Here is a 17,200-nt window from a genome sequence, read left to right as displayed (position 1 = left end):
AAACCAATTTAACCGACGGAGACTGACATGAGCAAGACCCTTCTCGCCCTCGCCGCCGTGCTGGCGCTTTCCGGTTCGGCTTTCGCCGCTGGCGACAATCATTCGGCCAAGCAGGCCCCGGCCGCCACCTGCGTCGACACCAAGACCCATGCCAAGCTCGATTGCGGCGTGACCGGCTCGGTCGAAAAGTCTGACGTCAAGGCCAAGGGCCCGCGCCTCGGCATCGAGATCAACCCGTGGATCGTGCCGAGCACGTTCTAAGTTGATTAAGCTCGACCACCAGACAGCACAACGATTAAGGGTGGCAGGATAATCCCGGCCGCCCGTTTTTCCCTAGGCGCAGGCCGGGATTTTTGAGTTCAGGCCCAGGCGTCGAGAAACGGATTATTTTTTCCGCGGTTTGCGTCCCGGCACGGTCTTGGCCTTGCCTGGCCTCGCCGGCGCACCGGGAATGGCGGTCGCGGTGATCGACACCGGATCGCTGGCCGGGAACGTGTCCTCGAGACCTTCCTCGAGTTCCTCTTCGGCACTCACCGCGTGATGCTGCTCACGTTCGAGCGAGCGCACGGCGGACGTCTTGCCAGCTGACTTCGGCGGCGCTTTCGACGGCATCGTATTTTCTCCCTGATGAGGGAAGCAGAACGGCTTGACGCGGCAAACGTTCCTACGCCGCCGCGTCGCTTGCTGCTTCCGACAGGAAAGTAAAGACATAGTCGGAGAAGGAACGCCAGCACTCGACCCGGAAGGCGTCGGCTGCCGTGCGCAGCAGCACGATCTCGCATTTGCCAAGAATGGTGCGCGACGCTGCGCCCACAGGGAAAGCTTCCAGCGACAGGTCCTGCGGACAGCCGGCATTGATCGCCGCCGCAGCCGCCGGGCCGGTGACGGCGAAGGCGACGTTGCGGTGCGAGATGCCGACCGCCGAATGCAGCGCGGTCACTTTGGCGCAATCGGCCAAAAGATCCTTGCCAGCCTCGTCGATTACAAACCATTCGTCCGGCCCGAGCCACAACGCCGTGCGGCCGGCCTTCGAAGCCGACGTCTTCGGGCTTTTTGGCAAGGTCAGCCCGAGCGCCTTCGACAGCGCGGCGACCGAAGCCTCCGGCGCGCGCAATGACATGCGCTCCGCTGGCGGCAGCGCCTCGACCTTGACGTTCTTCGCCGTCACGCTGCGCCCGGCCTGCGCCGGACGGCGCTCGGCCGAAGGCGCGGACGCGTTGGTTCTCACAGCAGCCTTAGCCATTGAGGCGCCCTCCTGTCTCGTCGAAGAACACCATGCCGGTAACCTCCACTTCGATCACCCCGTTCGGCATCGGCACGTAGAGCGTCTCGCCCATCCGGTCGCGGCCGCCGGCGACCAGCGCCAGTGCGATCGAGCGACCGCAATTTTCCGACCAGTAACTCGACGTAACGTGCCCGATCATCTTCATCGGGATCGCCTGCTTCGGATCGGCAACGATCTGCGCGCCTTCTTCCAGCACCACTTTCGGGTCCTTGGTTTTCAGACCGACCAGCTGCTTGCGGCCCTTGGCGACAAGGTCAGGCCGCGTCAGGCCACGGATGCCGACAAAGTCGGCCTTCTTCTTGCCGACCGCCCAGTCGAGCCCAGCATCGTTCGGCGTTACCGTGCCGTCCGTGTCCTGGCCGACGATGATGTAGCCCTTTTCGGCGCGCAGCACGTGCATGGCCTCGGTGCCATAGGCGGCGGCGCCATGCTTCTGACCCTCGGCCCACAGCGCTTCCCATACGGCCTGGCCGTAATCGGCCGGCACGTTGACTTCGAAGCCGCGCTCGCCGGTAAACGACATGCGGAACAGCCTTGTCGGCACGCCACAGATCTTGCCTTCGCGCACCGACATATGCGGCAGCGCCTCGTCGGACATGTCGATGCCTTCGACCAGCGGTGCGATGATGTCGCGTGACTTCGGCCCCTGCACCGCAATCACCGCCCACTGCTCGGTGATCGAGGTCAGCCAGACATTGAGATGCGGGAATTCGGTCTGGAGATAGTCCTCCATATGGTTCATGACGCGCGGCGCACCGCCTGTCGTCGTCGTCACATGGAAGCGGTCCGGCGCCAAGCGGCCGACGACGCCGTCATCATAGATGAAGCCGTCCTCGCGCAGCATGATGCCATAGCGGCAGCGGCCGGGCTCCAGCTTCTCCCACGGATTGGTGTAGAGCAACTCCATGAACTTGGCCGCATCCGGCCCGACCACTTCGATCTTGCCCAGCGTCGAGGCATCGAACAGGCCGGCATTGGTGCGCACCGAGACGCATTCGCGGTCGACCGCGGCATGCATGTCCTCGCTGCCCCTCGGGAAATACCAGGCGCGCTTCCACTGCCCGACATCCTCGAACACTGCACCTTGCGCTTCCGCCCAGGGATGGATCGCGGTCCGGCGCGTCGGGTCGAACAAGGGCCCGCGCGAATGGCTGACGATCGCGCCGAAGGTTACCGGCGTATAGGGCGCACGGAAGGTGGTGAGGCCAACCTCGGGGATCGGCTTGCCCAGTGTTTCGGCGGCAATGGCCAGGCCGTGCATATTGGACGTCTTGCCCTGGTCGGTCGCCATGCCGTTGGTGGTGAAGCGCTTGACGTGCTCGATCGAGCGCATGCCTTCATGCACCGCCTGGCGGATGTCCTTGGCGGTGACGTCGTTCTGGAAATCGACGAATGCCTTGACCGTCTTGTCCGGCCCGGCGCCGGGGGCCGCGCCAAGCATGCCGCGCGACCAGCTTTCTGACGCGTCGACCTTCGGCTTAACGCCCTTGGCCACTTTAGCGCCGGCATCCTTCGCCGCCTGGGCGCCGGCCGTATAGGCTTCGTCGATCGACGCCGACAGTCCGTCCGTGCCGTTGCAGGCGCCGACCGAGACGCAGTCCTGCGCATAAATTCCGGGCACAAAGCGCTTGGTCTCGTCGTTGAAGGCGACCTTGCCGCGCGATTGCGAAAACAGATGTACCGACGGCGTCCAGCCGGCCGACATCAGGATCGCGTCGACCGGAATGGTGCGCTCGCCGCCGCCATTCTTCGGCTGCACGGTCATCGACGTCACGCGCAGCTTGCCGCCGGCGCGGATTACCGCGCGGCCGAAATTGACCTCGATGCCGAGCGCCCTCGCCTCGTCGATCACCGGTCCGGTCGGATGGTCGCGCAGATCGACGATCGCCGCGATGTTGACGCCGGCTTTCTTCAGGTCGATCGCGGCCGCATATGCCGAGTCATTGGCGGTGTAGACGCCGACATTCTTGCCGACGGCGACGCCGTAGTGGTTGAGATAGATGCGCGCCGCCGAGGCCAGCATGATGCCGGGACGGTCATTGTCGGCAAACACCATGTGGCGCTCGATGGAGCCTGTCGCCAGCACCACGCGCTTGGCGCGGGCCTGCCACAGCCGCTCGCGCGGCAGGTCGTGGCCGGGGCTTTGAAGATGGTCGCTGACGCGCTCGACCAGTCCGACGAAATTCTGCGCATAGTAGCCGAAGGCCGTGGTGCGGGAGAGCACACGGACATTGTCCATGGCCTTGAGCTTCGCGATCGCGGCTTGCGCCCAGGCATAACCGTCCTGGCCATCGATCTTCGCGCCGGTCTCGAAGCGCAGGCTGCCGCCGAAATCCGCCTGCTCGTCGGCGAGGATGACGCGGGCGCCGGTTTCGGCTGCGGCAAGCGCCGCCGCGATGCCGGCCGCACCGCCGCCCAGCACCAGCACGTCGCAATGCGCATAGCGTGACGAATAGTGGTCGGGATCAGGCTTGTCAGGGGAAACGCCGAGGCCTGCCGCGGCGCGAATCTTCGGCTCATACAGGCTCTTCCACGCCGCCTTCGGCCACATGAAGGTTTTGTAGTAGAAGCCGGCCGAAAACAGCGGCGATGCAATGTCGTTGACCGCGCCGACGTCGAAGGCGAGCGAGGGCCAACGGTTCTGCGAGCTGGCGATCAGCCCGTCGTAGAGCTCCTGCACGGTGGCGCGGATGTTCGGCGCCTTGCGCGCATCGTCACGCTTGACCTCGACCAGCGCATTGGGCTCTTCGGCGCCTGCCGACAGGAAGCCGCGCGGACGGTGGTATTTGAACGAGCGACCGACCAGATGCACGCCATTGGCCAGCAGCGCCGAGGCCAGCGTGTCGCCCTCGATGCCGGTGTAGGACTGACCGTCGAACGAGAACCGCGCGGTCTTGGCCTGGCTCAGCCGGCCGGCGCTCGGAATGCGAAACGCGCCGCTCATTTCACAACTCCCGGCAGCTTGGACGGCTTCGGCTCGCCGGCTTTGTAAGTCATGACGAATTTGTCGGTGACAGTGTCGCGCACCGCGTTGAAGAAGCGCGCGCAGCCATGAATGTGGCGCCAGCGCTCATAGATGATGCCCTTGGGGTTCGAGCGGATGAAGAAGAACTTTTCAAAATCGTCATCGCTCTCGCCCGCCATGTTGGCCGAGCGCGCAATGTGCGCCTCGCCGGCGTTGCGGAACTCGAGCTCCGGGCGCTCTTCCTCGCAATAGGGGCAGCGGATGAGAAGCATTGTTGTTCGTTCCTACAATTCGCCGTGGCCGACATGCGCGCCGGCCGGTTGGTTGCAAAGCCTCTGGCCCATTGCCGCAAAAGGCGCGACGAGCCGAATGCGCTCCTCCACGCTTGCAGCGGGGCGAAACAGCTCGCGATACTCCATGTTGCCGATCGTGAGCTGAAACGGATCGGTCGTCACGATGACGCTGCGTGGCTCGAATGTGTCGTCCTCGCCGAGATCGGAAGGCCTGTTCTCCATGAAGACGACCACCTTCTGGCCACCGCTCCACACGCAGGCCAGAATGCCGGCGTCGATCGAAAACGGCCAACTGGCCTCGTTGCCGGCACGGCTGATCGGCTGCGTGCGCACCTCTTCCGGTGACGGAAAGTGGAACAGGTCCTGTTCCCCCGCCAACACCAGCGGCATGGCGACAGCCAGCTCCGCCATCATCAGTGCGCCACCGCCGCCGCCGCCGCCTCGTCGATGAGGCGGCCGGTGCGGAAGCGCTCGATGGTGAAGGGCGCGTTGATCGGGTGCGGATCGTCCTTGGCAATGGTGTGGGCAAAGACATGGCCCGAGCCGGGTGTCGCCTTGAAGCCGCCCGTGCCCCAGCCGCAATTGACGTAAAGGCCTGATACCGGCGTCTTGGCCAGGATCGGCGAGCGGTCGGGCGTGACGTCGACAATGCCGCCCCAGGAACGCAGCATCTTCATGCGGGTGAAAATCGGGAACATCTCACAGATCGCGTCGAGCGTATGCTGCAAGATGTGCAGGCCGCCGGTCTGCGAATAGGAGACATACTGGTCGGTGCCGGCGCCGATTACCAGTTCGCCCTTGTCGGACTGCGAGATGTAGGCGTGCACCGTGTTCGACATCACCACGCAGGGCACCACCGGCTTGACTGGTTCCGACACCAGTGCCTGCAGCGGATAGCTTTCCAGTGGCATCCGCACGCCGGCCATGTTCATGATGACGGAGGAATGGCCGGCGGCAACCACGCCGACCTTCTTGGCGCCGATAAAGCCGCGTGTCGTGTCGACGCCCATGACCGCGCCATTGGCCGCGCGCTTGACGCCGGTGACCTCGCAATTCTGGATGATGTGGACACCGCGCGCCGAAGCGCCGCGCGCATAGCCCCAGGCCACCGCGTCATGGCGCGCCGTGCCGCCGCGCCGCTGCAAGGCAGCACCGACCACCGGATAGCGCGCCTGCTTGGAAATATTCAGCGGCGGGCAGAATTCCTTCGCTTGCTCCGGCGTCAGCCATTCATTGTCGATGCCGTTCAGCCGGTTGGCGTGGACATGGCGCTTCAGCACCTGAATGTCGTGCACATTGTGCGCCAGCATCATGACGCCACGCGCCGAATACATGACGTTGTAGTTGAGCTCCTGGCTGAGCCCATCCCACAGCTTCAGCGCATGGTCGTAGATGCCTGCGCTCTCATCATAGAGATAGTTGGACCGGATGATGGTGGTGTTGCGGCCGGTGTTGCCGCCGCCGAGCCAGCCCTTTTCCAGCACCGCGACATTGGTGATGCCGTGCACCGTGGCGAGATAGTAGGCGGTGGCCAGGCCATGGCCGCCGGCGCCGACGATGATGACGTCGTATTCCTTCTTCGGCTCCGGCGAGGACCATTGTTCCTCCCAGCCCTTGTGGCCACGCATGGCCTCACGGGCGATGGCGAATACCGAATATTTTTTCAATGTTCCAGCCTCGCAAATGGCGGCAGGGCATTCACTCGACCCCGGCGCGCGAGGTGTATCACTAGCGAAACAGCGCTTCCACCCTTGCGCTGTTTGCGACGGCGCTTGCCGTTTTGCGCCGTGGTGAAAAAGACCTGTCCGGGCTGGCAGCCATAGCTGCGTTCGGCCACACTGGCGATCGCGAGACTCTGGGGGACGGATATGGGCAACGCCTGGTGGAATCTGACGTTGCGCTTCCTGCTGGAACTTGCCGCTTTGCTTGGTCTCGGCATTGCCGGCTGGAGCCTCTCGGGCGGATGGTGGCGCTGGCTCCTTGCTCTGGGCTTGCCGTTCGTTGCAGCTGTGCTGTGGGGAACCTTCGCGGTGCGCGACGACCCAAGCCGGTCAGGACGCGCGCCGGTGCCTGTGCCGGGCGCAGTGCGGCTGGTGCTTGAACTGATGATCCTGTTTGGCGGTGCAGCCGGATTCTATGCCGCCGGTCACACAGCCACAGGCATTGTCATGACGTTGCTCATCGCCATCAGCTACGCATTTTCGCTCGACCGCCTTGGCTGGTTGTTGAAGCAATAGTCCGGGCGGTCTGTACCGCCATCGTCCAATTCGGCAAGCCGAACAATGCGCACGTATCGGGTGGCTCGTGCCGCCTCGATTTGCGACCAAGCATCCGAACGCCGGCAAGGCTGGCGCCGCGAAGAAAAGGATGCAGAAAATGTTCGCACTCGCCAACAAGGTCGCCATCGTCACCGGCGCCAGTTCCGGCATCGGCCGCGCTGCCGCGAAACTCTTTGCCGAAGAAGGCGCCAAGGTCGTCGTTGCTGCCCGCCGCCAGGCCGAACTTGATGCGCTTGTGGCCGAAATCGAGGAGGCTGACGGGATCGCAGTCGCGCTCGCCGGCGACGTCACCGACGAGGCCTATGCCAAGGCCCTTGTCGAACTGGCGGTCGGAAAATTCGGCGGGCTCGACATCGCCTTCAACAATGCCGGCTCGGTCGGCCAGACGGGTCCGGTCTCGGAACTGTCGCTGGAGGGATGGCGCGAGACGCTCGACGCCAATTTGACCAGCGCCTTTCTCGGCGCGAAGTACCAGGTGCGGGCGATGGTCGAGCGTGGCGGCGGCTCGCTGATCTTTACCTCCACTTTCGTCGGCCACACCGTCGGCATGCCCGGCATGACCGGCTATGGCGCCAGCAAGGCCGGGTTATTCGGGCTCACGCAGGTGCTCGCCGCCGAATATGGCGCCAAAGGCGTGCGGGTCAACGCGCTGATACCGGGCGGCACCGACACGCCGGCAAGCATCACCAACGCACCGGGTGCCGGTCCCGAGGTACTGGCCTTCGTCGAAGGCCTGCATGCGCTGAAGCGCATGGCGCAACCGCAAGAGATCGCCCGCGCGGCGCTCTTTCTGGCGTCGGATGCATCGAGCTTCACCACCGGATCGGCGCTGTTTGCCGATGGCGGCGTCTCGATCACCCGGACGTGAAGCATTTCGCGGTCATTGCCCGCACCGATCAGCCATAGAGCTCGAAACCGGACTTGCTTTTTCCACACGATTTGGCGATTCGGTTTCGAGAGAGGACTTCGAGGACGGACATGCTGCTGATCAGAACCTATGTCGCCCAGAGCGCAATCGAAGGCGTCGGCGTCTTTGCCGCCGAGCCGATCAGGAAGGGCGCCTCGATCTGGCGGCTCGATCCGGATTTCGACCGGCTGATCCCGATGGACAGATACGAGGCGGCACCGCCGCATCTCAGGGAACTGCTCGACCGCTACGCCTATCCTAGCCCCGACCGTCCCGGCTTCATGGTCTATGAGGTCGACAATGGCCGATTCATGAACCATGCCGAGCGGCCGAACACCGATTTTTCGCAATATGGCGGCGCCACCGCCACCCGCGATATATCAGCCGGCGAGGAAATCACCTGCGACTACGGCGAATTCTTCGAGGATTTCGCCCGGCTTCATCTGGCCAGCGCCTAGTTGGCGCCCTATCTCGGGGCGACCGTGGCAAATTGGCGGTTGTCCTTCATTTCGAGTGTGGACAGCGCGGCCTGATTCTGCTATCAGCCGCCACAATTCGTGGTGTAAATCGCTGCGGAGGCATGTGGCTATGGCCGCTTGCCTGTTGATATCAAACCCGAAAGACAGGATTGCCCGTGCAGGTACTCGTCCGCGACAATAACGTTGATCAGGCGCTTCGCGCTCTCAAGAAGAAGATGCAGCGCGAAGGCATTTTCCGCGAAATGAAGATGCGCGGCCATTACGAGAAGCCTTCCGAGAAGCGCGCCCGTGAAAAGGCCGAAGCCGTTCGCCGCGCCCGCAAGCTGGCCCGCAAGCGCGCCCAGCGCGAAGGCCTGTTGCCGATGACGCCGCGTCCGGTTGCTGCCGGCGCCGCCGGTGGTCCTGGTGGTGCTCCGCGCCCGCCGCGGTTCTGACGCCAATTTTTCGTCCTTTTCGAAGGATACTCTGAGGTGGCGCGATGCGGAATCGCCGCCACCTTTTTGTTTAGAGCGCCGCCTTTTTGTTAAAGGGCGTTCCCTTGAACGCGCCAACGACGCTCTAGATTTTGTTACGACAATCTGTGACCCGGCCCGGAGGGGGACCTGGACCGAGCGACGCGGCTGAAGTGAGGACAGGGCAGACATGAACGCAATCGGCGTAAAGCGCAGAACCACAATGCGCGGTTTGGCCCTGACGGCAGCCCTGATGTCCGGCCTGGTGCTTGCCAGCTGCCAGAGCGTCCCGACCGGTGAATTCAACAACATCGACAAGGCGCAAGGCTCGAGCGAGAACATCTCTTCGCTCTCGGCGGTAATCCAGCGCAATCCGCAGGACCCGGAAGGCTACAATGTGCGCGGCTCGGCCTATGGCCGTGGCGGCCAGTACCAGGCGGCGCTGAAGGACTTCGACACTGCCATCCAGCTCAACCCGAATTTCTACCAGGCCTATTCGAACCGGGCGCTCATCCAGCGCTTCCTCGGCAACCAGGCGGCCGCCCTTGCCGACTACAACCGCTCGATCCAGATCAATTCGAACTACGACGCCGCCTATATCGGCCGCGGCAATCTCTATCGCAAGGCCGGCCAGACCCAGCAGGCCTTCAACGATTTCCAGAAGGCGATCCAGCTCGACACGACGGACGCCCGCGCCTACCACAATCGCGGCCTGATCTATCAGAGCCAGGGTCAGCACAAGTTTGCCATCGAGGATTTCTCGACCGCCATCTCGCTGGCGCCGGATGCCGCCGAACCCTATAACGGCCGCGGCCTGTCCTATCTCGCCATGAATGACGAGGACAACGCTTTCTCCGACTTCAACATGGCCATCAAGCTCGACGGCAAGAACGCCGAAGCCTGGGCCAATCAGGCGCTGATCTACGAGCGCCGCGGCGACAAGGTCAAGGCGTCGAAAGCCTACCGCGAAGCCGTCCATCTCGACCCGACCTACCAGCCGGCCAAGGACGGCCTGTCGCGCACGTCGAGCGCCACCGCCGGCTGATTCCAGCCGGCGCGCCGCGCGAGTCGTCGCCGGCAACGTTTTATCCGACAGTGTTCCCTCCCTGTGCAGGCCGCCGCAAAGCGGCCCGCGCAGCAAAATCGCAATCTTTGCGTGCCAGGATGGAAGCCGAGAATCGACAAAGGTCGGCATCGTCGGGACCGCATCGCGATGGATGAGAACGAACTCCAGGTCCAGCAACACATCGCCTGGCTCGAAACGGCCTCTCCCGACGATTGGCACAGGGCAGTGCTCGACTTCAACTGGGATTGGGACATCGAACCGCTGTTCTGGATCGCCCGCCAGCCGCAATGCGACAAGACCACGGCGCTGACCATGTTCTGGCTGGGGCAGCCGGCCTATTACCTCATCCTGGCAGCGGAGAACGGCGGATCGGATGATCGCCAGGAGCCGATCTGGGACATGCTGAAGTTCATCGCGCAGCGCATCAACGCCAATGGCTATGTCAGGTCGAAAATCGCCTACGCCGTGGATGATCTCGTCGAGCAGGATTTTGACGAACTGGTCGAGAAAGCCGCTCAACTGGCCCATTCGCCGCTGAAGCCGCATCCGGATATGTGCCGCGCCCTTCGCGGCCGGCAGATTGTCAACGACATCGACTTCTACCGGCGCTATCCCCAGGATTTCCATGGCACGGTGCTGGTCGATTTGTCGGACCCAAGCCCTCTGGACAACACCTGGTCGACGCTTTCGCGCCTGTGGCGCCACTGAGCTCTGGCCGACACGCCATCACCCAATCTTAACCACCGAGGGCAAAGCGTTAACCCTTGCCTTGATCGCGCCAAGTTTTCAGCGGAACGCTCCGGGCCATTCAACCGTTGTTGAAGGTAATTTTTCGAAAGGACTGACCCATGATCAAGAAACTCGGCTGCGCCGCAGCGCTCGCCACGACGCTGCTTGCCGTTCCCGCCAGCGCCGGCAAGCTTCAACTCGGCACGCTCGATTGCACCATCGACGGTGGCGTCGGCTACGTCATCACGTCGAACAAGGGCGTGTCCTGCACCTTCCGCCCCTACCATCATGGGCCGGCTGAGCAGTATACGGGGATGATCTCCAAGCTCGGCGTCGATCTCGGCCAGACGCATCAGGGCCAGCTGGTGTGGGCGGTTCTGGCCGCCACCCGCAGCCATGACGGGGGCGACCTTGCCGGCCATTATTACGGCGTCAACGCCGAGGCGAGCGTCGTGACCGGCGGCGGCGCCAATCTGCTGGTGGGCGGGCTGGACGGCGCCTTTGTGCTGGAGCCGCTCAGCGTCCAGGCGCAGACCGGCGTCAACGTGGCGGTCGCCGTGACTTCGCTGGAGCTGATCCACTCGTTCAAGTAAGCATCGGCAAATAAGCATCGACTGATCCCTCTACGTGCGGTGCGGAACAGGATACTGTTTCGCGCCGCATGCTTTTTGGGGGGAACCACCGTGCTCAAGACCATCGTCGCCGCCGCCATCATCGCCGCCTGTGTAGGCCAGGCCCGGGCGCAGGACCAGGGCATCGAACTGGGCGTGCTCGATTGCGCCATCGGCGGCGGCACCGGCTTCATCTTCGGCTCGAGCAAGGATCTGAGCTGCACTTTCACGCCGGCCGACAAGAGCTTTTCGCCGGAAGCCTATTTCGGCGCCGTCAACAAATACGGGCTCGATATCGGCACCACCAAGCAGACCGTCATGCAATGGCTGGTGCTGACGCCGCTGAAGAATATCTATGCGCCGGGTGCGCTGGCCGGCGACTATATCGGCGCCAGCGCCGAGGTGACGGCGGCGGTCGGCGCCGGTGCCAATCTGTTGGTTGGCGGCTCCTCGCAGGCCTTCACGCTGCAGCCGCTCAGCCTGCAGACGCAGACCGGCATCAACATCGCCATCGGCGTCAGCCAGTTCCAGCTGCGCAGCACCGAAAACTGATCGGTAACGTGATTCCCCGACGCTTCGTCATCCACGGGCGGAGCAAGGAGCGTAGCGACGCGGCGCAGACCCGAGGATGACGAAGCTGCGAGGCTTTTGGCATCTCTTTAAAAGACGCTTGAGCTCAACCACGGTTGAGGTTTTACAAGCCTGCCCTGACTGAACCAGCGCCCATGGCCCCGCCGGAAACCTTCGCTGGCTTCTGGTGCCATGCGCCGACATAGAGATATGCAAGGCAGGGTAGGAATGATGACTGAAATCACCAGCAACAAAGTCGACTGGCGGGCATTGTGGGCAAGCGGCGACCTCGCGCGCTTCTGCTTCATCAGCCTCGGCATCCTGTTGCACGCCACCAACGAGACGATGGTGGCAACCGTCATGCCGGCCATGGTCGGCGACCTCGCCGGCGTGCAGTTCGTCGGCTGGTCGCTGGCGGTCTACGAACTCGGCGCCATCGTCGCCGGCGCTGCCGCCGGGCGGCTGGTCAGCTATGTCGCGCTGCGCTCCAACGTGACGGTCGCCGCTCTGCTCTATGCCGCCGGCGCGCTGATCTGTGCCACCGCGCCGTCCATGCCGGTGTTTCTTGCCGGCCGGCTGGTCGAGGGGCTGGGCGGCGGCGCGTTGGTGTCGCTGGCCTTCGTGTCGGTCGAACGGCTGTTCGACCGCAACATCTGGCCGCAGCTGTTCGGCATCATGTCGGCGATCTGGGGCGTCGCCGCCTTCAGCGGCCCGATGCTCGGCGCGATCATGGTCGATCTGTTGTCCTGGCGCTGGGCCTTCGGTGTCTTCGTGCTGGGCGGCATCGCCATGGCGCTGGCCAGTTTCATCGTGCTGAACACCCCGGAAGCGACAAAACCGCAAGCCGCCGCCGGCACTTCGCCGCCCTTCCCCTTTGCCGCGCTTGGCTGTCTGGCCGTCGCCGTCGTTTTGATCGCCACCGCGGGCGTCGACGTCGCCTTGCTGCGTTCGTCGCTGCTGCTTGTCCTCGGCCTCGCCGGCCTCGCGCTGTTTGTGTTCGTCGACGCCATGAAGCCGCAGTCACGGCTGTTCCCATCGGGCCTGTTCTCATGGCGCTCGCCGCTCGGCAGCGGCATGACCATGGTTGCCGCCTTCTCGACGGCGACGGTCTCCTTTTCCATCTACGGGCCGCTGCTGCTCACCACGCTGCACGGCATCCCGATCCTGACCACCGGTTACATCATCGCCGCCGAGTCGATCGCCTGGTCGATCCTGTCGATCGCCATCGCCAACGCGCCGCTGGAGCGTGAGCGGCAGATCCTCGTCATCGGCGCGCTGATGATTGCAGCCGGACTCGCCGGCTTTGCCTATGCCATTCCCGAGGGATCGATCCCGCTGATCCTGCTCTGCGCTTTGTTGCAAGGCGGCGGCTTCGGCGTGTCCTGGCCTTTCCTCACCCGCATCATCGTCGCCTCGGCGCGTGATGGCGAACAGACCATCGCGTCGGCCGCCGTGCCGACCCTGCAGCGCATCGGCTACGCCGTCGGCGCCGCAATGGCCGGCATCATCGCCAATGCCAGCGGCTTCTCCGCAGGGCTGAACCGCGAAGCAGCGGCGCACGTCGCCGGCTGGCTGTACCTTGCCTTTGTGCCGCTCGGCATTGTCGGTTGCCTGGCGGCGTTGAAGATGGCCTTGGCGGCAAGCCGGCCGCAGATGGCGGCAGGCTGACGCCACAGCTCGACATTGGCCGCGCCTGATCGGCCGCTGGGGGCCTCAAAGGGACGGAAGCACGCTGCGGATGTGATTGGCGAACGCCTCGACAGCCGGCGATCGTTCCGTCTCAGCAAAGGCGATGAGAATGCCGAGACGTGGCAGCTGAGGCAGCGGTGCGCCCAGAATGTGCAGGTCGGATGGCACCGCCTCCTGCGCCATCACGCTGATGGCCAGGCCTGACCGCGCCACCGCGATCAAACCCGCAAGGCTGTTGCTGGCATAGGCGATCTTGTAGCGCAGCCCGGCGCGGGCCATCGCCTCGCAAGCCGCCTTGTGGTCGACGGCATTCGACGCCGACAGCGCCAGCGGCACGGTGTCGCCAAACTCGTAGAGATCGAGCGCCGGCTTGCTGCCGACCCAGACCAGCCGTTCCGTGCGCACGACGCCTTGTGCATCGTGCGCATTCGACACCAGTGCCAGGTCGATCTGGCGTGCGTTGAGAAGTGTGCGCAATTCAACCGTCGGCGCCGAAACGACCTTGATCTCGACATCGGGATACATCGTCCCGAAACTCTTGAGTAGCGCGGGAAAGAATGCGCTGAGATAATCCTCGGGACTACCGAAAATGATCGAGCCGTGCAGGCCCTTCTCGGACAGCGCCGAGATCGCCTCGTCATGGATTTTGAGGATGCGCTCGGCATAGGCGAGGAAGCGCTCGCCGCTGCCGGTGAGCCGCACCCCGCTGCCGCTGCGGTGAAACAGGTTCTGGCCCAGCGCCTCCTCTAGCCGCTGTATCTGCATGGTCACGGCCGACTGCGTTCGACCGACCTGTATGGCCACCGCGCTCAGCGTTCCCGCATGCGCCGCACGCACGAAGGTCGCCAGCAGCTTGAGATCGAGTGGAGCCTTCATATCAATTCCATTGATATCGGAATCCGATTACTATCAATTTTACTGCATCCCCGCCATCGGCTATCTTTGTTGCCGAACGGTTGATGGAGTTGCGGCATGTCGAAAAACGCGGATCGCGAATTCTGGGCGGCGGCGCAGAAGCATTTGATCCGCTATGGCGGCAGCTTCGAGCCCGCCATCATCGAACGCGCCGCAGGCTCGTTCGTCTACGATGCCGACGACAGGCCGATCCTCGACTTCACCTCCGGGCAGATGAGCGCGCTGCTCGGCCATTCTCATCCTAGGATCGTGTCGACCGTCAGCCGCCAGGTCGAAAAGGTCGCGCATCTCTTCAGCGGCATGCTGTCACGACCGGTGGTCGAGCTTGCCGAGCGGCTCGCAGCCCTTGCGCCGGGGCTGGACAGGGTGATGCTATTGTCGACGGGCGCCGAATCCAACGAAGCCGCCATCCGCATGGCCAAGCTGGTGACCGGCAAGCACGAGGTCGTTGCCTTCTCGAAGAGTTGGCACGGCATGACGGGTGCTGCGGCGTCAGCGACCTACAGCGCCGGCCGCAAGGGCTATGGTCCGGCCACGGTCGGATCGCTGGCCATCCCCGCCCCCAACAGTTTCCGGCCGCGCTTCAAAAATGCCGATGGCTCGCTGGACTGGCTGACCGAACTCGACGATGCCTTCGATCTGATCGACAGCCAGTCGACGGGAAGCCTGGCAGCCTTTGTCGCCGAGCCGATCCTGTCCAGCGGCGGCATACTGGAACTGCCGCTGGGCTATCTGGCGGCGCTCAAGCAGAAGTGCCGCGAGCGCGGCATGCTGCTCATCCTGGATGAGGCACAGACCGGTATCGGCCGCACCGGCGATATGTTCGCCTTCCAAAGGGACGGCATCACCCCTGATATCCTGACGCTGTCGAAAACCATCGGCGCCGGCCTGCCGCTATCGGCCGTGATGACAACAGCCGAGATCGAAGACGCCGCGCACGAAAGAGGGTTCCTGTTCTACACCACGCATGTCTCCGACCCGCTGCCAGCGGCGGTGGGCCTGGCCGTGCTCGATGTGGTGGAAGAAGAAAAACTGGTCGACCGCGCCCGGCATATGGGAGCGCGTTTGTTCGACGGACTGTCGCGGCTGGAGCAGCGTTACGAATGTGTCGGCGACGTGCGTGGGCGCGGCCTGCTGCTTGGCGTCGAGATCGTCAAGGACGGCAAGCAGCCCGACCACCAGCTCGGCGCCACGATTGCGGCGGAGGCGTTCCGGCGCGGCCTCAGCATGAACATCGTCAAGCTGCCCGGCATGGGCGGAGTCTTCCGCATCGCCCCGCCGCTGACCATCTCCGAGCAGGAGCTGGACCTCGGTCTGCGGATCATTGCGGAGTCGATCGAGGCCGGACTTGCAGCCAGCGCACCCGGCATCGCCGCGGAGTGAGGACCTACGGCCGGGCGCTGCGGCCGCTCAGACCACGATGGTCTTCAGCCGCTCGGCGATGAGCGCGGCGAGCCGCGCCGCCACTTCATCCTTGGTCATTTCCGTCCATTCCTCGACGCCTGACTTCGAGACGATGCGCACCTTGTTGCGGTCGCCGCCCATGACGCCAGTAGGGCCGACGCCGCTTTCATGTGAGACGTCGTTGGCGACGATGAAGTCGGCGCCCTTCTTCTTCAGCTTGGCCTCGGCATTGGCAATCAGGTCCTGCGTCTCCGCGGCGAAGCCGACGACTAGTCCCGGCCGTTGCTTGTGGTGGCCGACGCCGGCCAGGATGTCAGGGTTTTCGACCATCTGCAGCGCCGGCGGCCCTTCGCCCGCCACCTTCTTGATCTTCTCGCCGGCCGTACCGGCAGTACGCCAGTCGGCGACCGCGGCGACGAAGACCGCAGCGTCCGCCGGCAAAAGCTGCTCGACCGCGTCTTTCATCTCAGCCGCCGTTTCGACATGCACTGTGGCGACACCGGCCGGATCGGCAATGCTGACCGGGCCGGAGACCAGGCGCACATCGGCGCCCAGCCTCGCCAGTGCAGCCGCAATCGCATGGCCCTGCTTGCCCGAAGAGCGGTTGGCGATGTAGCGCACCGGGTCGATCGGCTCATGCGTCGGCCCCGAGGTGACGATGATCCTGCGGCCGGCAAGAGGCTTCGGCCTGGTGTCGAGCAGCGCCTCGATCGCCGCGACGATCTCCAGCGGCTCGGCCATGCGGCCCTCACCGGCCTCGTTGCTCTCGGCCATCTCGCCTTTGGCCGGGCCGACAAAGGCGATGCCGTCCTTGGCCAACGTCGCCCGGTTGCGGCGCGTCGCGGCATGCGACCACATTTTCGGGTTCATCGCCGGCGCCAGCAGAACTTTCTTGTCGGTGGCGAGAAGCACGGTGGAGGCAAGGTCGTTGGCATGGCCGTTGGCGAGCTTGGCCATCAGGTCGGCGGTGGCCGGCGCCACCACCAAAAGGTCCGCCTCGCGCGACAGCCTGATATGGCCGACATCGTGCTCGTCCTTGCGGTCGAACAATTCGGTAAAGACATGGTCGGCCGACAGCGCCCCGACCGACAAAGTGGTGACGAACTCCTGCGCTGCCGACGTCATCACCACGCGCACCGCCACACCGCGCTCGCGCAGCCGGCGGATCAGGTCGAGCGCCTTGTAGGCGGCGATGCCGCCGCCGATGATGAGCAGGATGCGCTTGCCGGAGAGGCTGCCACGCGCCCCGACTTTGCCGGCCGCAGCGGCAGTCGGCGCGATCGGGCTGCGTGCAACAGCCAGTTCGCGCAGCGTCTGTTCGATCTGGTCGATGCGGCCGGAAGGGCCAAGTTGGCCCTCAACCGCGGCGCGGATCATCACCCGCGCCTGCTCTTCCATCGAGCGGTCGTTCTCCGCCGCCAGCTGCCGCAGCAGATCCTTGACCTCGTCGTCAAGGTTGCGAATGGTGATGCTGGCCATATGATTGCACTCTGCTCGACATCGCTGGAAGCAATGATAGCAATGCAATCATTTCGAGACAAGCCGTTCTTGGCAGG

Annotated in this window: 19 protein-coding genes; 11 read left to right on the top strand and 8 right to left on the bottom strand. The window is 64.2% G+C overall.

Annotation, left to right across the window (positions count from 1 at the left end; genetic code table 11):
* The first annotated feature begins 27 nt into the window (after nucleotides 1-27).
* Nucleotides 28-261, top strand: coding sequence for a DUF680 domain-containing protein (locus tag AC1D1B_RS12005; RefSeq protein ID WP_477332359.1), 234 nt, complete (start codon nucleotides 28-30; stop codon nucleotides 259-261).
* A 123-nt stretch (nucleotides 262-384) separates the two neighbouring features.
* On the opposite strand, the gene AC1D1B_RS12000 is transcribed toward AC1D1B_RS12005, so the two are convergent.
* The 6 genes from AC1D1B_RS12000 to AC1D1B_RS11975 are packed head-to-tail and all read right to left on the bottom strand — an operon-like array spanning nucleotide 385 to nucleotide 6,210.
* Nucleotides 385-612 (bottom strand): hypothetical protein, encoded by a 228-nt coding sequence (locus AC1D1B_RS12000; RefSeq protein WP_477332357.1) that lies wholly within the window; start codon nucleotides 610-612, stop codon nucleotides 385-387.
* Nucleotides 613-664: 52 nt separating this feature from the next.
* Nucleotides 665-1,243: a sarcosine oxidase subunit gamma gene (locus AC1D1B_RS11995; protein ID WP_477332355.1), complete on the bottom strand. Its 579-nt coding sequence runs from the start codon at nucleotides 1,241-1,243 to the stop codon at nucleotides 665-667.
* Nucleotides 1,236-4,229 (bottom strand): sarcosine oxidase subunit alpha, encoded by a 2,994-nt coding sequence (locus tag AC1D1B_RS11990; protein WP_477332353.1) that lies wholly within the window; start codon nucleotides 4,227-4,229, stop codon nucleotides 1,236-1,238. Before AC1D1B_RS11990 ends, AC1D1B_RS11995 begins: the two co-directional genes overlap by 8 nt.
* Nucleotides 4,226-4,522, bottom strand: a complete 297-nt coding sequence (locus AC1D1B_RS11985) for a sarcosine oxidase subunit delta (protein WP_477261157.1) — start codon at nucleotides 4,520-4,522, stop codon at nucleotides 4,226-4,228. Before AC1D1B_RS11985 ends, AC1D1B_RS11990 begins: the two co-directional genes overlap by 4 nt.
* A gap of 12 nt (nucleotides 4,523-4,534) precedes the next feature.
* Complete coding sequence (locus AC1D1B_RS11980) at nucleotides 4,535-4,957, bottom strand: hypothetical protein (protein WP_477332352.1); 423 nt, start codon at nucleotides 4,955-4,957, stop codon at nucleotides 4,535-4,537.
* Nucleotides 4,957-6,210, bottom strand: coding sequence for a sarcosine oxidase subunit beta (locus AC1D1B_RS11975; protein WP_477332350.1), 1,254 nt, complete (start codon nucleotides 6,208-6,210; stop codon nucleotides 4,957-4,959). The genes AC1D1B_RS11980 and AC1D1B_RS11975 overlap by 1 nt, the downstream gene beginning before the upstream one ends.
* Before the next feature lie 201 nt (nucleotides 6,211-6,411).
* Here AC1D1B_RS11975 and AC1D1B_RS11970 point away from each other — a divergent pair, with 201 nt between their 5' ends.
* The 9 genes from AC1D1B_RS11970 to AC1D1B_RS11930 all read left to right on the top strand — a co-directional run bounded on the left by AC1D1B_RS11970 (nucleotide 6,412) and on the right by AC1D1B_RS11930 (nucleotide 13,304).
* Nucleotides 6,412-6,780 (top strand): YrdB family protein, encoded by a 369-nt coding sequence (locus AC1D1B_RS11970; RefSeq protein ID WP_477332348.1) that lies wholly within the window; start codon nucleotides 6,412-6,414, stop codon nucleotides 6,778-6,780.
* A gap of 139 nt (nucleotides 6,781-6,919) precedes the next feature.
* Nucleotides 6,920-7,690, top strand: coding sequence for an SDR family oxidoreductase (locus AC1D1B_RS11965; RefSeq protein ID WP_477332346.1), 771 nt, complete (start codon nucleotides 6,920-6,922; stop codon nucleotides 7,688-7,690).
* Nucleotides 7,691-7,800: 110 nt separating this feature from the next.
* Nucleotides 7,801-8,187: an SET domain-containing protein gene (locus AC1D1B_RS11960; protein ID WP_477332344.1), complete on the top strand. Its 387-nt coding sequence runs from the start codon at nucleotides 7,801-7,803 to the stop codon at nucleotides 8,185-8,187.
* A 176-nt stretch (nucleotides 8,188-8,363) separates the two neighbouring features.
* A complete protein-coding gene (gene rpsU, locus AC1D1B_RS11955) occupies nucleotides 8,364-8,642 on the top strand; it encodes a 30S ribosomal protein S21 (protein ID WP_023671138.1) in 279 nt (92 codons plus the stop codon).
* A gap of 208 nt (nucleotides 8,643-8,850) precedes the next feature.
* The gene (locus AC1D1B_RS11950; RefSeq protein WP_477332342.1) at nucleotides 8,851-9,705 is read left to right on the top strand and encodes a tetratricopeptide repeat protein; all 855 of its coding nucleotides are present in this window, start codon (nucleotides 8,851-8,853) and stop codon (nucleotides 9,703-9,705) included.
* Between the two features lie 168 nt (nucleotides 9,706-9,873).
* Complete coding sequence (locus AC1D1B_RS11945; RefSeq protein WP_477332340.1) at nucleotides 9,874-10,434, top strand: DUF4274 domain-containing protein; 561 nt, start codon at nucleotides 9,874-9,876, stop codon at nucleotides 10,432-10,434.
* A 140-nt stretch (nucleotides 10,435-10,574) separates the two neighbouring features.
* Nucleotides 10,575-11,048, top strand: a complete 474-nt coding sequence (locus tag AC1D1B_RS11940) for a DUF992 domain-containing protein (protein ID WP_477332338.1) — start codon at nucleotides 10,575-10,577, stop codon at nucleotides 11,046-11,048.
* Nucleotides 11,049-11,138: 90 nt separating this feature from the next.
* On the top strand, nucleotides 11,139-11,618 hold the full coding sequence (locus AC1D1B_RS11935; protein WP_477332336.1) for a DUF992 domain-containing protein: 480 nt from the start codon (nucleotides 11,139-11,141) through the stop codon (nucleotides 11,616-11,618).
* 249 nt (nucleotides 11,619-11,867) lie between these two features.
* Entirely contained in the window at nucleotides 11,868-13,304 is a 1,437-nt protein-coding gene (locus AC1D1B_RS11930; RefSeq protein ID WP_477332334.1) for an MFS transporter, read from the top strand.
* Between the two features lie 45 nt (nucleotides 13,305-13,349).
* Here AC1D1B_RS11930 and AC1D1B_RS11925 read toward each other — a convergent pair whose 3' ends face one another.
* Entirely contained in the window at nucleotides 13,350-14,201 is an 852-nt protein-coding gene (locus tag AC1D1B_RS11925) for a LysR family transcriptional regulator (protein ID WP_477332332.1), read from the bottom strand.
* Nucleotides 14,202-14,297: 96 nt separating this feature from the next.
* Here AC1D1B_RS11925 and AC1D1B_RS11920 point away from each other — a divergent pair, with 96 nt between their 5' ends.
* Nucleotides 14,298-15,623 (top strand): aspartate aminotransferase family protein, encoded by a 1,326-nt coding sequence (locus AC1D1B_RS11920; protein WP_477332330.1) that lies wholly within the window; start codon nucleotides 14,298-14,300, stop codon nucleotides 15,621-15,623.
* A 27-nt stretch (nucleotides 15,624-15,650) separates the two neighbouring features.
* Here the strand turns inward: AC1D1B_RS11920 and coaBC are convergent, their stop codons facing one another.
* The gene (gene coaBC, locus AC1D1B_RS11915; protein WP_477332328.1) at nucleotides 15,651-17,123 is read right to left on the bottom strand and encodes a bifunctional phosphopantothenoylcysteine decarboxylase/phosphopantothenate--cysteine ligase CoaBC; all 1,473 of its coding nucleotides are present in this window, start codon (nucleotides 17,121-17,123) and stop codon (nucleotides 15,651-15,653) included.
* Between the last annotated feature and the right edge of the window lie 77 nt (nucleotides 17,124-17,200).

This window comes from Mesorhizobium sp. P2_C5_2, from assembly GCF_056404535.1.
The sequence above is the reverse complement of the archived record's forward strand: the minus strand, read 5'-3'. Positions and strand labels throughout refer to the sequence as shown.

Bases quoted from the DNA above. Each gene is read 5' to 3' on its own strand.
- AC1D1B_RS12005 (WP_477332359.1), top strand. From the start codon at position 28: ATGAGCAAGACCCTTCTCGCCCTCGCCGCCGTGCTGGCGCTTTCCGGT.
- AC1D1B_RS12000 (WP_477332357.1), bottom strand. From the start codon at position 612: ATGCCGTCGAAAGCGCCGCCGAAGTCAGCTGGCAAGACGTCCGCCGTG.
- AC1D1B_RS11995 (WP_477332355.1), bottom strand. From the start codon at position 1,243: ATGGCTAAGGCTGCTGTGAGAACCAACGCGTCCGCGCCTTCGGCCGAG.
- AC1D1B_RS11990 (WP_477332353.1), bottom strand. From the start codon at position 4,229: ATGAGCGGCGCGTTTCGCATTCCGAGCGCCGGCCGGCTGAGCCAGGCC.
- AC1D1B_RS11985 (WP_477261157.1), bottom strand. From the start codon at position 4,522: ATGCTTCTCATCCGCTGCCCCTATTGCGAGGAAGAGCGCCCGGAGCTC.
- AC1D1B_RS11980 (WP_477332352.1), bottom strand. From the start codon at position 4,957: ATGATGGCGGAGCTGGCTGTCGCCATGCCGCTGGTGTTGGCGGGGGAA.
- AC1D1B_RS11970 (WP_477332348.1), top strand. From the start codon at position 6,412: ATGGGCAACGCCTGGTGGAATCTGACGTTGCGCTTCCTGCTGGAACTT.
- AC1D1B_RS11965 (WP_477332346.1), top strand. From the start codon at position 6,920: ATGTTCGCACTCGCCAACAAGGTCGCCATCGTCACCGGCGCCAGTTCC.
- AC1D1B_RS11960 (WP_477332344.1), top strand. From the start codon at position 7,801: ATGCTGCTGATCAGAACCTATGTCGCCCAGAGCGCAATCGAAGGCGTC.
- AC1D1B_RS11950 (WP_477332342.1), top strand. From the start codon at position 8,851: ATGAACGCAATCGGCGTAAAGCGCAGAACCACAATGCGCGGTTTGGCC.
- AC1D1B_RS11945 (WP_477332340.1), top strand. From the start codon at position 9,874: ATGGATGAGAACGAACTCCAGGTCCAGCAACACATCGCCTGGCTCGAA.
- AC1D1B_RS11940 (WP_477332338.1), top strand. From the start codon at position 10,575: ATGATCAAGAAACTCGGCTGCGCCGCAGCGCTCGCCACGACGCTGCTT.
- AC1D1B_RS11930 (WP_477332334.1), top strand. From the start codon at position 11,868: ATGACTGAAATCACCAGCAACAAAGTCGACTGGCGGGCATTGTGGGCA.
- AC1D1B_RS11925 (WP_477332332.1), bottom strand. From the start codon at position 14,201: ATGAAGGCTCCACTCGATCTCAAGCTGCTGGCGACCTTCGTGCGTGCG.
- AC1D1B_RS11920 (WP_477332330.1), top strand. From the start codon at position 14,298: ATGTCGAAAAACGCGGATCGCGAATTCTGGGCGGCGGCGCAGAAGCAT.
- coaBC (WP_477332328.1), bottom strand. From the start codon at position 17,123: ATGGCCAGCATCACCATTCGCAACCTTGACGACGAGGTCAAGGATCTG.